Annotated in this window: 8 protein-coding genes; all 8 read right to left on the bottom strand. The window is 41.0% G+C overall.

What is annotated here, in order from left to right:
* Nucleotides 1-22: 22 nt before the first annotated feature.
* Nucleotides 23-3403 carry a type I-F CRISPR-associated helicase Cas3f gene (gene cas3f, locus NI461_RS03065; protein ID WP_253156536.1) on the bottom strand — a complete coding sequence of 1127 codons (3381 nt, stop codon included), beginning with the start codon at nucleotides 3401-3403 and terminating at the stop codon, nucleotides 23-25.
* Nucleotides 3404-3719: 316 nt separating this feature from the next.
* A complete protein-coding gene (gene cas1f, locus NI461_RS03060) occupies nucleotides 3720-4670 on the bottom strand; it encodes a type I-F CRISPR-associated endonuclease Cas1f (protein WP_253156534.1) in 951 nt (316 codons plus the stop codon).
* A 613-nt stretch (nucleotides 4671-5283) separates the two neighbouring features.
* Nucleotides 5284-6804, bottom strand: a complete 1521-nt coding sequence (locus NI461_RS03055; protein WP_253156532.1) for an NAD(P)/FAD-dependent oxidoreductase — start codon at nucleotides 6802-6804, stop codon at nucleotides 5284-5286.
* Between the two features lie 219 nt (nucleotides 6805-7023).
* Nucleotides 7024-7848 (bottom strand): SDR family NAD(P)-dependent oxidoreductase, encoded by an 825-nt coding sequence (locus NI461_RS03050; protein ID WP_253156530.1) that lies wholly within the window; start codon nucleotides 7846-7848, stop codon nucleotides 7024-7026.
* A gap of 39 nt (nucleotides 7849-7887) precedes the next feature.
* On the bottom strand, nucleotides 7888-8862 hold the full coding sequence (locus NI461_RS03045) for a metal-dependent hydrolase (protein WP_253156528.1): 975 nt from the start codon (nucleotides 8860-8862) through the stop codon (nucleotides 7888-7890).
* Between the two features lie 670 nt (nucleotides 8863-9532).
* Nucleotides 9533-10348, bottom strand: a complete 816-nt coding sequence (gene phnX, locus NI461_RS03040; RefSeq protein WP_151204745.1) for a phosphonoacetaldehyde hydrolase — start codon at nucleotides 10346-10348, stop codon at nucleotides 9533-9535.
* A 48-nt stretch (nucleotides 10349-10396) separates the two neighbouring features.
* The gene (gene phnW / locus NI461_RS03035; RefSeq protein WP_253156526.1) at nucleotides 10397-11509 is read right to left on the bottom strand and encodes a 2-aminoethylphosphonate--pyruvate transaminase; all 1113 of its coding nucleotides are present in this window, start codon (nucleotides 11507-11509) and stop codon (nucleotides 10397-10399) included.
* A gap of 68 nt (nucleotides 11510-11577) precedes the next feature.
* Nucleotides 11578-12732, bottom strand: a complete 1155-nt coding sequence (locus NI461_RS03030; protein ID WP_253156516.1) for a TIGR03364 family FAD-dependent oxidoreductase — start codon at nucleotides 12730-12732, stop codon at nucleotides 11578-11580.
* Nucleotides 12733-12813 lie beyond the last annotated feature (81 nt).

Raw genomic sequence — 12813 nt, 5'->3', positions numbered from 1 at the left:
CTCTCGCATTTTATATCCCCTTTTATTGATCCAAAACAACCAGACCGAACTGTTCCGAATATATGAGGTTTTTATTTTCATCATATTCAGGCAACATAATTTCCCCATAACGCTTTGATAATACTTCTATCTTTGTATCAATATCGTCATTTTCTGAAAGATGATCAAGAGCCAAACGACGTAGAATGTCGTAATAATGACGGTCTAACCAAAGACGTTGTTTTTCAGGTGCACTTAACTCAATAAAGTTAATGTTATAAAATCCGCTGCGATCAATATATTCACCAAAGTCATCTTTTTCACAAAATATAAGCTTGCCATTTTGCCAAGTCGCAAATAATTGAATATTCGGAGAACTTTGTCTGAATGGATTAAAACGCTGCGGTAAAGCCGTCAAAAACCAATGTTGTGTTAACCAGGCATTCAAAGGCTTTGCACCCTTTTTACTATATGCAGTCAGTGCATCTGCCATGACGGCATGTTCTAAATCTGCAAGCTTCAAAGCCGGCTGTAAAGGTGAAGGAACCTGAATTCTCGGAATTGCATTGATGCCGTTGTCAAAAATATTTGGATCAAGTAGTTGTTTTAAATCTTTAGTTTCTAAGCGGAAATTACCCTTATCAGAATTAACCTCAAAACCGGGTTTTTCAAACGCAATTTTGGCATTTTTTAAACCCCTTAAATTATATTGCAGCAAAGCGATGTTTGGTTTTTCAATATCTTGAGTACATTTACGATGCCTTAAAACACGACCTGCCAATTGAATAATTGAGCGATAAGATGATGGCTCTACAATCGCCCAATCAAAATCATGGTCACGTCCCACCTCTTCTACAGGTGTTGCAATTAAAATAAAAAGGACATGCTCATCATTTGTATTATCAAGATGTTTTCGGATGACTTCATTGGAAAATGCTTTGGGTTGCTCACCTGATTTCTCTTTACGCTTTAACACCTCATCCAAATGATGCTCCTGCTCACTACGCAATAACAACACTTGACGACTATGATAGGCCATCACTCTTGGTGAAATACTTTCAGACCACTCTGCATTTAATAAATAACGAGTCAGTGCCACACAGGGTGGAATATTGGCAACACGAATCACCCCAAAGGAAACTTTTTTACCCGTTTTTTGATCAATACTATGATGCTGCTGATGCAACTGCTCTGCATGCTGCTTAACCCGCTCAAAATACTGATTTTGTAAGCTTTCATCCAAACGATCTACTGGTTTCTCTGCAACTAAGTCAGCACATTCGATAATATAAGCCTTATGTTTAATGACTTGTTTTGCCAATGCATCGGCTCTAATTTTGACAAATTTACTGTGCGCTTGCTGATACTCAGCAATAGTTTCCGTCTGCCCCTTTATTTCGATAGATTGAATCTGAGTTTTAAACTCATCTACCCACATCGAAATGACATGATTATGTTTGGATTTTTTAAATGCGGTATAAAGTGTCCAACCCTGTTGATAAGCATTGAAGAAACCTTCAGCCAAAGCTGGTGGAATGGTCGCAGAAGAAATCATCACTTTTCTGCCAAGCATACCTGCCAAATGCACCAAGCGCGCAATAGCAATCAAGTCTTGACCATTAAAATCATCCACTTCATCTATGACTAAATCTGAGGATGAAAGTCTTAGGCTTGGTAAAATATATTTCCCACCACGTTTGGTTTCAGTCGCAGACATGATGTGATCAATGGTGCATGCCAAAACAGGTTTATAAAGAAATGCCTTATTACGTTCCGCCTGATTTTGTGGAAAAAGAGCATCCATAAAGTCAGCCTGTGGCATAGCGGAATAATCTAATTCATTGTCCAATAATTCTTCCAAGGATTCTGAACCAATTTCCTCTATATCCACTTCATTATTCTGCTGTTGAGCAGTATTTTTATGATGCAATTCTTGTACCGCTTTGGAGCCAATCAATACCGCTAACTCATCATTCCCTAAACCAATATCATTTCGGTAGGAATCACCTGTTTGCAAAGTTAAAGTTCTCAGCCCCAAGGCTAAAATATAACGTAATGACTGTGCATCTCTGGACAAAGCCTGCATGATTTTTGCATTGGCAATGGTTTTACCTTTACCTGTACTCGCCATATTGACAATAAACCAGCCTTGTTCAGCAGCCTTTTCATTTTTTTGAATAAAATTTTGAATCCCCTTTACAGCCTGATCTTGCCATTCAAATCCCTCTGGACTTTTCTTTTTCAGTTTTTGAATATCATAAGCAGGCTCCATCTCATCCGCCAAACGGCTTAAAGACTGCGCCACACGCATTGCTGTATCACTGACGTGAACCAAATGTTCATCTAAATATTGTTTGGCTTGCTTGGTTTTAGGGTCAGTATTGGCAATTAAAGTTAAATCGGTTTTCCAGTCTTTATCAGCCTTGCAGGATGAATAATAGTGATCCCCCAACATGAGGCATAGTCGAGCATGATGCAAAATAACGCGCCAACTGCCATCTGCAAAAATCTGCGGAAGATGTTCAGATTGCTGCTGTAAACGTGCTGACCATTTTTTTATTGCTTTTGTCCATTTGACTGACTTAGTCAATAATCCCTGCTCAAACTCAAAACACAGTTTTAAACGCTGTTGATATTCCTGCTCTTCAAACTTGTTTTGATAACCCCAATCAACTTTAATGCTTTTCAATAAACTCGATAAGGTGTCTTTATTTACACCTGCATAGTCTTTACGGCGTTCTTCTTCTTTTAAATCAGGCAGACGATGATGCGAAACAATTAACCAGGCAAGCAATTGCGCCAATGGAGGAAGTTGATCCAAAGCCTTAGTCTGGTCAAGATTTTTACTGATGGTTTGCTTTAAAGTATTTTCATCCCAGTTTTGTTCTATTAGTAAATTTAACCACGCATCATCTGTTTCAATATTTCCAGACGATTGCACCAAAGCATTCAGCAATAAACAGGAAATCCATTCATGCCGAATCGGATCACCTTTAAATCGGTTATTTTTATTCAATAATTTTTGTTGAAATAAAATGGTTGCTTTACCCCAGTCATGCAATAAAGCAGAAACTGCTACCAATGCCTTGATCAACGGTAAATAGTGCCAATCATTTTCCCATTTATTTTGATCTAATTTTTTTCTGGTACTATTCACAGGGACGATCCCCTCTGAATTAAACTTATTCCGATTACCTACGATCCACAACAGCTCACTTCTACGTCGCCCACGTATCCAATGACAACTCACCGCAGTGCTTTTGGTTACTGTTTTACGCAGCAACTTTTTTACCGCAATCAAACCATCTTCTGTAATGACCGTTTGCCAAGTGTTATCTCCAATTCGGTCGGCAAAAGCGTCCAATACACGGCGTGTACGTGGAATGGCTTTCTTTTCACATTGACTAATAAAAGTGACGATCATAAAAATCCCTTATAATTATGAGTATATTGAACCATCCTAGAATGATTCAATATGAACTTTATTTAAGCTGCCTATATGGCAGTAGACACGTTATTACATAGTTTCTAAGCTGCTATATGAGCAGTATTAATATCTTGTATAGCTAAGATATTGAGAGATATTGTATTTTGTGTAAACGTATGTCCTCCACTATAAATCACAATAACTATCAGAAAGCCCAAAATATTTTCCCTCTTCATATTCACTCCATTGATATTGGAGAATTGAATATAATTCAATCAAAAATAAAAGTAAACACCCTATGAAATAAAGTAATTTAATTCCTATTAAATTGACTTTTTTGCTTCACCTGATCAAACATCCAATCTAAGCAGCGATGCTCTGTAAATTTCTGCAATAACTGCTGTCTAAACTCTTGCTCAGTCATCTTCTCTTTGGCACAGATAAAGGCATAAGGCAGAACGACTGCATCCTTAACCAAATCCGCCACATCAAACACCAAAGCACCACGGCGGGTTTTTCCATGCATTACGGCAAAACCATGCGGAATACCTAAAACCCAAAGTGTTGTTGCTGCGAGTCCATAGGCCAGATAGTTGCCATGATTGAGAAAATCATTGGCTAAATCTCCCTGTTCCGGATTGCGGCTAAAATCTTTTAAGCCTGTGCGGGTTGCCGCAATTTTATAAAGCTGCTTGGTCATAGCCGCTTCGGTTAACAAGAGGTCGCCGACTTTATTTAAATGCGGTATTTTCTTCTCAAAACCTGTCAGTGCCTGCTGAATATCCAGATCATCCAGATAAAAACCTTCGGCTTTTAAGTCACGGTCTTTGTCCCAAACTTTTCTGATAAATTCAATTCGAGCCTGCTGAAACTGCTTGGCAACTTCTAAACGTTTTGCATCATCAAACCAGAATTGCATCCAGCCTTGCATATACTCCGTGGGACGATATTCACTTTGCGGTGTCATCCATTCAATTTCACAACCCATAAATAAAGGTGTGCCGCCTCCGCCACAAAACCCAACCAGAACACCTGCGCTGGCCAGCATACGCATCGCGGCCTGGGTAATTGATGTTCCCGTTCCCAGCATAATGACCGTAGTATTGGCGATCGGAATATTCCAGTACTGGTTTTCATTTTTGGCTTCTGTCAAATACAGGACCCGACCATCTTTTTGCATGACCCGGGCATGCTCCAGGTAGTACACATTCGCGCGTTTGGAATGCAAGATGGCTTTAAGATCTGAAGGATTAAGTTGTTGCATTTTCTATTATTCTTGGTATCAAGTTAAGATCAATATAATGAGATTTATCAACAAATTCGAGCCTGATTTCAAGTTAGGCGACATTTTATGTCTCTTATTCATCTCTATAGAAATACAGTTTTAGGCCGTCTCTTGGAATGACTAGCTGTGTTATTCAGAAAGATTGAGCTTAATTTCATGCGAATCGCTCTATCCCCATCCTCTGCTGGATGAACTCTGTTGATTAAGTTATTGGTCTTCTGCTTTATTTTTATATTAGAGTTGTTTCACAAATCATTCTTTAATTAACGTAAAGGAAATTCCCTTTCCTTGTACGAATGGGTCAGGGAGAGGCTCTTATAACCCCCCCTCATCTTCTTGCGGAATATGCTCTTCATTCTAAAGAGAGAGGGAGCTTTTAATCTCTGTTTAAACATGTAATTAGCATTATTATTTTTCGATTGAAGAAAGAGATCTACTGATCAGACATTTATATAGAATCAGAACGCCTCAGTATGCCCCAACACCTCATATAGACTGGTGCTTCAAAACACCTCACTCTGCCATCATGACCATTAAAAAAGTGATCCTTTTTTGATAGATATCATCAACCTTTGAATAAATGTTTTTAAAATTAGCTGGCTTTTTCCTTTTGATATGTCACTTCATAATCATTTAAATCTAAATGTTTTAACCGCTGCTTCAATGTTTTCAATGACCATGGCCAAGCCGCAAAATTACGCCCATTGGCGTCCAGATAATAACTCTTACAACCACCTGCATTAAAAACTGTTGTTTTTAAATGTTTTTGTACCAGCTCATTATGTTTTCTGATCACCTCTGGCTTAATGTTCAGTTGACTAATTCCCTGTTGCCTAATTTTAAGCAGACCATCCACAATATAATCCAGTTGTGCTTCTGCCAAACCAATAAATGAATCATAAACCAATACATTCGGCCCCAAGATCAAAAAAGCATTCGGTACATTTTCAATGCTGGTGCCTAAATAAGCTTCTGGTGAATTATGCTTCCACAAATCATGCAAACATTCACCCTTCTCATTGCTAATCCGCTTACCAATCGGTGGATGAGAAACCTCAAAACCTGTTCCCCAAATAATGACATTAACTTCATGGCGTTCACCATTTGCAGATACCACGTGATTGCCTTCTACTTTCACCAAGCCATGTGGAATCAACCGGGTATTTGCCTGCTGTAAAGCTGGATAATAATTATTGGCAAATAACAAACGTTTACAGCCAATAGTAAAGTTTGGAGTTACATTTTTGCGTAGTTCGGCATCTTCAATCTGAAAACGCAGTATCAGTTTGGCCAGTTCACCTACCGGTTTTAATACCGCTGGGTTACGTAGTCCAAAATTAATTGCATTCAGTGACTGGGCCACTGTTTTCCGCCACGCTGTCTGAATGAAAGGAAATTTGGCAATCATTCCCTTGCTGAAGTCACCCAGCTCCATATCCGGTTTTGGAACCACCCACGGAGCTGTGCGCTGGAAAACATACAGTGCTTTGGCTTTGGGCTGAATCTGGGGCACAAACTGAATGGCCGATGCACCCGTGCCAATTACTGCAATACGCTTATCTGTCAAATCATATTCATGATTCCATTGCGCTGAATGGAACATCTCACCTTGAAAAGTGTCAAGGCCTTCAAGCTGTGGAGTTTGAGCTTCGGTAATAGGACCTGTGGCAAAAACCACGGTTCTGGACAGGTATTGGCCTTTATTGGTCTTGATCACCCACAGATGACACTGTTTATCCCATGCCGCATTTAACAGTTCAGTTCCAAATTCAATCTTGGCGCGGATCTTAAACTTTTCACTGACCTCTTCCAGATAATTCAGGATTTCAGGTTGACGTGCAAACAGATGACTCCAGTTTGCACTGGGCGAAAATGAATAAGAATATAAAGCCGAGGGCACATCACAGCCACAACCTGGATAAGTGTTTTCACGCCAGGTTCCACCGACCCGGGTCGCCTTTTCAATCATCTTGTAATTGTGATAACCCGCCTGATCAAGGCGAATGGCGGTGGCAATGCCTGAAATACCTGCACCCACAATAAATGTATCGTAAATGTGTGGGGTTAATGCTTTTCTTTTAGCGGTGTCTAATTTTTCTGCTTGAGCTGTCATTTTAAATGTCCCTTAACTCTGATATTGACTTGGCTGTCTTGCCAAGCTTTTTATCCTGATCTCCGCACTGACTTTAGGCGTGAACTATTTATATGTCAGACACGCTACTATGTTTATTGCTTTAACTTTCAAGTGAAGAGATTTCTTATTCCGCCTCATAGCCCAGATCGCGGAAGGTATTTCCTGTCTCCTACGAAAAAGGCTGGAGATTTTTATATTTCACTTTATTAACCGGTACAAATTACCCAAAAATTTCGCATATAAATTTGGAGCTATCCGTTTCATCAACCAGAATAATTTGGCATCAAGCTGAGGAATAGTATAAAGCTGGCCTTGATCCAGACGATCCAAAGTCAGTTCCGCGACTTTATTGCTAGTGGTCAATGCCAGATTAGTCAGGGCATAATCCATAATTCCTTTATGCGGGAGCTTGCCATTTTTAATAATATTGGTCGGCACCAGCGTCGGACAGACGACATTGACTTGGATATTAAACTTTCTCAGCTCGGCAGCCAGTGTTTCCGATAAAGCTCGTACACCGGCTTTAGTGACGTTATAGGCGGTCATCTCCGGAGCAGCGGTATAGGAGGCCGCTGAAGCGACATTAATAATGGCCCCATGTCCTAACTTTTTAAACTTGGGCACAAAATAATGACAACCATGCACCACGCCCCACAAATTTACATCAGTGACCCATTTCCAGTCGTCCAGCGTCACTTCATCAAACTTGCCACCCAAGCCGACCCCTGCATTATTAATCAGCAAGGTGGTGGGGTGCTGCATTAATTGCTCGGCCTGATGCGCCAGCTGCTCGACTTGTCTGGCATTACCCACATCACATTTCACGGCAAACGCTTGGGCACCCGAGGCTGTAATCAGCGCAACAGTTTCTTCAGCAGCCTCCAGATTAATATCAGCACACACCACCCTACCGCCCCGTTTGGCCAGCTCAAGGGCGAAATTACGGCCAATTCCGCTTCCAGCACCTGTCACCACAGCAAAGGCATTCTGGCTGGGCTTGGTTTTTTTTCTAAATAATTTCATTTTTATTATCCAGCAAATATAGTCTTGAGCAGAATTAGCTTAGGCAGAAGCTGCAGGTACAGGCGGTACAAATTCTTTCAAAAAATAAGGTGTCAACAATCCGGTTTCAGGATGCAATAATCGCTCTTTGTAATAGGCCAGATAGGCTGTCGTATCATGGTCATTGGGATGAAAGCTCGGACGCAGATATTCCAGAATATGCACAAAGCTGCTACCAAACACGCCACGCTCACTGCCAAATAACAAGGCTGTGCTTTCTAGCACATCTTTCATATAACGCAGATTTATCAAATTGCTGGGTTTACGCACAAATGGCATGAGATAACCGCCAAGCGACACCCCGCCCAGAATGGTTAAGCTTGCCAGTAAAAAACCGGTAATTCGTAGCCAGTAATTACCTGATAATTCCAGAAACACATCATAAGCAATATCTTTATGTTCGGATTCTTCCAGCATATGCCACATCCACATGGCACGCTGTCTTTCATCTTGTGAACCCAGCAGATATGCCTCGTGCTGCATCATAAACTCGGCTAGAACCGCCGTATAATGTTCAATGCCGGCCATTAAGGAAAGCTGTAAAGAATGGGGCAGTTTGTAAATGCCATAATCAAACACTTTTGCAGCGATAGAGCGCAGCAACTCGACAGGATAGCCATTTTCTTTTAAAACTTCATCATTAAACTGATTATGAATTTTGGAATGAATGGCCTCTTGTCCAATCAGGGAGGTGAGCCTCTGTTTCAACACCGGATCATCAATAAAATCCCGATGATGACGTGCAGTTGCAATCACCACATCTTCACCAAAAGTCAAAAAAATTGACAAGGCATGAAAATAAGAAGAGGCTAATTCTTTATTGAGGAAAAACCGCTTATCTAGCTCTGCCGGGTTAAATTTAAAATCAAAGTGACGAATCGGAATGGGGGATTTATCGACAATATTTTGAACAATTCCCTGATATTTCGTACTTAATTTTTCTGTAAAAACGTTTCTAATAATTTGAGTGACCATAGTTTAATCCCTATAGAGAGAATAAAAAAATCCAAAACCAGCACCTGAGTTGAAGCGTAAAATTGTTTATAAGGTTGTTTCTGCAATTTTACTGAATACCATCCTTCAAACCTCAAGCCAGATCGTGCCGCATCCTTCCTGAAAAAGTTTAAAGGGGTGCCTGAATTCCTAACAGCATAGTGCACTGATAAAATATGACCAGAACCAAACTGCCCATATCACTATGAACTTTTTTGCCAATTCTGTGGATTAACATCTGCCTTACAGATGTGGCTTAGAAACCAGCCTCTGGATTTATTTTCCATGGCACAGCAAGTGCATATTGGATGGCAATGCAGACTCTAATTCAGAGGATGGATTTACTTACTTCCAGGAATAAAATTAAAAAGTTATTTTCAAACAAATCCTTGATTGAAAATATTAAAAAATAAATAGCTCTGCCCTGATGTACCAGTGACAGTTAAAACGATGGGGTCAATACCTCAGCATACCTAAGAATGGTGCTACAAAATATTAGCTCGGAGATTAAAGGATTCTGAAAGACGGTTAGCTCAAGTCGAAACCTTAACAAAAATTTAGATGGTAAAATATAAATTCACCTTGATCTTCGCCTAAAACAAAAAATGGATATTAAAACAATATCCATTTTTTTAATGCCTGACTTAACTGATCAAGGCTTTTCACCTTGAGCCAATCGTTGCTCAATCTCATTTAGCACAGCAGGCAAGTCTGCAATACTGTCAATGACATAATGCGCTCCTGAAGCATGCATTTTTGCATAAGCTTTTTCTTTTAGACTGACCTGTTCAGACTCAGGCAGTGCCTTCCATTCTTCATAGCTCAGACCAACCTCATTGCCACTCACGGCCAAGCCTACTGTCCAGCACCCTCCATTTAAGCCCTCATGAATACCCACTACGGTATCATCCACTTTCACCACTGTTTTAATATCCAGAACATCCAGTTCAATCAAGTTTTTCCATAACATTTCTGGATACGGACGACCATGTTTCACGTCACTCGCAGTAATAATGCAATCAGGCACATAACCTTGTTGCGCTGCATCTTTTACCAACTCAGCAATCATCATACTGGCATAACCGGTATTGCTGCCGATTTTTGCCCCACGTGCGCGAATATCTGCAAATGTTTCCAGTGCGCCCGGAATCAGCTGTGAACATTGCGGAATGGCTTTTAACTGATAAGGAATAAAGTCCTGATATAAACGGTCAATATCGGCAATGGTTACTTCTGCCCCATGTGCCTGCTTCCATGCAGCTGCCACACGCGGCATGGCTAACACAGCTGCAATATGATCGCGTTTCTCCAAACCCATCGGCGCACGTGCTTCTTCAATGGTGATTGCAACCTGATTATCTGCAAACAATGCCATGAAAGCTAAAATTGGGGCACGTGAACCAAAATCGACTGTGGTTCCAGCCCAGTCGAAAATAACCGCTTGCAAGGTATTAGATGAAATTGTCATGAGTCTTTCCTTAAAAAATTAAATATAAATCAATAAAAATAAGCTAAATTATTTCTGGCAGTAGACTGAAATTGCAGCCAGTAAACGTTGAATGTCTTCCAGATAAACTTCGCCAATATTGCCAATCCGGAAACAGTTCAAATCGGTGACTTTGCCGGGATAGATGACAAAACCTGCCTGTTTTAAATTCTCATAGAGCTCCTGAAAGCTAAAGTCGGCCGTATTTGGATACATAAATGTAGTAATGATCGGCGATTGTGGAATATCAGTATCAAGTACCAGTTTAAAACCAAGTTTTTGCATGCCATCCGCAAGACATTTTTGATTATTCACATAACGCTGATAACGGGCTTCAACCCCGCCTTCCTGCTCCAGTTCCAGCAAAGCCTGATAAAATGCACGTACCACATGTGTAGGTGAAGTAAAACGCCATTTACCATCATGCTGTTCCATGGTGTTCCATTGATCGTAAAGATCCAGACTTACTGAACGCGCCTGACCTTTGCAGGCTTGTAATTGTTCACGTTTTGCCAGAATAAAACCAAAACCGGGCACCCCCTGAATACATTTATTGGCACTTGAAATTAAAAAGTCGATTTCAAGCTTTGCAATGTCCATCGGCACCCCTCCAAATGAACTCATCGCATCCACGATCCAGACTTTGCCGGCAGCTTTCACAAGACGGCCAATCTCTTCAATAGGATTGAGCAAGCCCGTCGTAGTCTCACAATGCACACAAGACACATGAGTAATACTTGAATCGCTTAATGCCTTTTCAATATCACTTAAATCGGGAATTTGAGTCTCCGGATAAGCCAGCTCAACCACTTCGATATTTAAGCAACGTGCCATCTGCACCATGCGGGCACCATAGGCCCCATTATTAATAATTAAAATTTTGCCATTTTTAGGCAGGGCTGAACCTAATACAGTTTCTACAGAAAAACTGCCACTTCCCTGCATCAGCACGGCGCTGTAAAGTTCTGTTTCTGAGGTCGCCAAAGCCACTAAACGCTGGCGAATATCTTGCACCAGACCATTATATTCTTTGTCCCAGGTACACCAGTCACGCTGCATTACCCGGCGCACGGCTGGAGAAGTCGACAATGGTCCAGGGGTAAGCAGTAAATATTTGTTTTCTAGTTCAACATGCGCGTTCATTCATCAATTCCTTACTGAGACTTTCACTTTAATTACAATCAATATAGCGCAATCTGGTTTAAACCAGATTACAGAATATGGTTTTTTAATACTTCTTGCATAAAACCTGCACCTGTAGTCATCCCCTTGCCTGCAATAGCACTTATCAAGTAAATATTCGGTTCCGCTTCGGTTACACAGGCCAGCTCTTGAGGATGTGTGAGGTAATAACCATTCCAGCGAGACTCAATGGCTGGAAGTTTCAAACCTATTTTTTCTTTACAATATTTAAGAATAAATTGATTGATTTCTTCACGTTGATTAAATTGAGGTGTATCTTGAATGGCATGATATTCATGACTGTCGCCTAAAATAATCTGTCCAAATTCATTTTGTTTGATCAAAATATGAATTCCGTAGTCTTTGACCAGACCTTGCTGTGATTCTTCTTTTAATGCTTGATGACTGGGGCAAATTTCAAAAGCAGGATAACGGGAGATAGATAAGCCCGAATAAATCGATGCTTTCAGATCATGCGCCAAAGGCTGAGTCAGGGCCATTTGTAAAGCACAGCGCTGCAGACCCAAGTGCTGCAAGAGTTCTGGATATAGAATTTGTGTCGTTTCACCATGACAGATCAAGACTTTTTCTGCGCGATAATGCTGTCCTGAAGCCAGCTGGATTTCAGCATATCCACGGTGATAACGGGTGCGTACTACACAGGCATTACAATAGATTTCAATACCCAGTTGCTTGGCATATTGCAATAAACGATGTCCTGCCAGATGTGGTTCGACCGAATAATCTTCCTGAAATATTAAGGCACCGCTGATGTTGGCGCTGTGGTCCAGGTAACCATAACGTTCAAACACTTGTGTGCGGCTCAATAGTTCGACCGGAATCTGGTAATCCGGTGCAGCTTGAGCAAACTCATTCAGCACTTGCCATTCCAAAGCGGTATTGGCCAGATATAAACCATCGCGCTGCTGAAATGAAATATCATGCTGCGCTTGAATGCGCTGATAAAACTTGCGGGTTTCGAGCGCGTATTGGCGCCATTTTGCATCTGGACGGCTTAAGGTTGACGTGCCGACCATGCCAAAGTTCCGCCGGGTTGCGCCCACGGGTTGGGCATCTTTTTCAAAAAGCTGGACTTTCAGCCCCTGTTCAGCCGCCTGAATGGCCGCTGACAGTCCTAAAATACCGGCGCCGACAATAATTAAATCTGTTTTTGCTGTGTTCATCGAAGGTTTCCATGCCTTTTCAAGTTTTTCAGGATGCAAAATCCTAAGCCTTGTTAAAAAGCGTTCAAAAAATGAGTATTC

The organism is Acinetobacter sp. S4400-12, from assembly GCF_024129495.1.
GTDB lineage: Bacteria > Pseudomonadota > Gammaproteobacteria > Pseudomonadales > Moraxellaceae > Acinetobacter > Acinetobacter lwoffii_C.
The sequence above is the reverse complement of the archived record's forward strand: the minus strand, read 5'-3'. Positions and strand labels throughout refer to the sequence as shown.

Coding starts and splice junctions, on each gene's coding strand:
- cas1f (WP_253156534.1), bottom strand. CDS start 4,670: ATGCAACAACTTAATCCTTCAGATCTTAAAGCCATCTTGCATTCCAAA.
- NI461_RS03030 (WP_253156516.1), bottom strand. CDS start 12,732: ATGAACACAGCAAAAACAGATTTAATTATTGTCGGCGCCGGTATTTTA.
- phnX (WP_151204745.1), bottom strand. CDS start 10,348: ATGACAATTTCATCTAATACCTTGCAAGCGGTTATTTTCGACTGGGCT.
- cas3f (WP_253156536.1), bottom strand. CDS start 3,403: ATGATCGTCACTTTTATTAGTCAATGTGAAAAGAAAGCCATTCCACGT.
- NI461_RS03055 (WP_253156532.1), bottom strand. CDS start 6,804: ATGACAGCTCAAGCAGAAAAATTAGACACCGCTAAAAGAAAAGCATTA.
- NI461_RS03050 (WP_253156530.1), bottom strand. CDS start 7,848: ATGAAATTATTTAGAAAAAAAACCAAGCCCAGCCAGAATGCCTTTGCT.
- NI461_RS03045 (WP_253156528.1), bottom strand. CDS start 8,862: ATGGTCACTCAAATTATTAGAAACGTTTTTACAGAAAAATTAAGTACG.
- phnW (WP_253156526.1), bottom strand. CDS start 11,509: ATGAACGCGCATGTTGAACTAGAAAACAAATATTTACTGCTTACCCCT.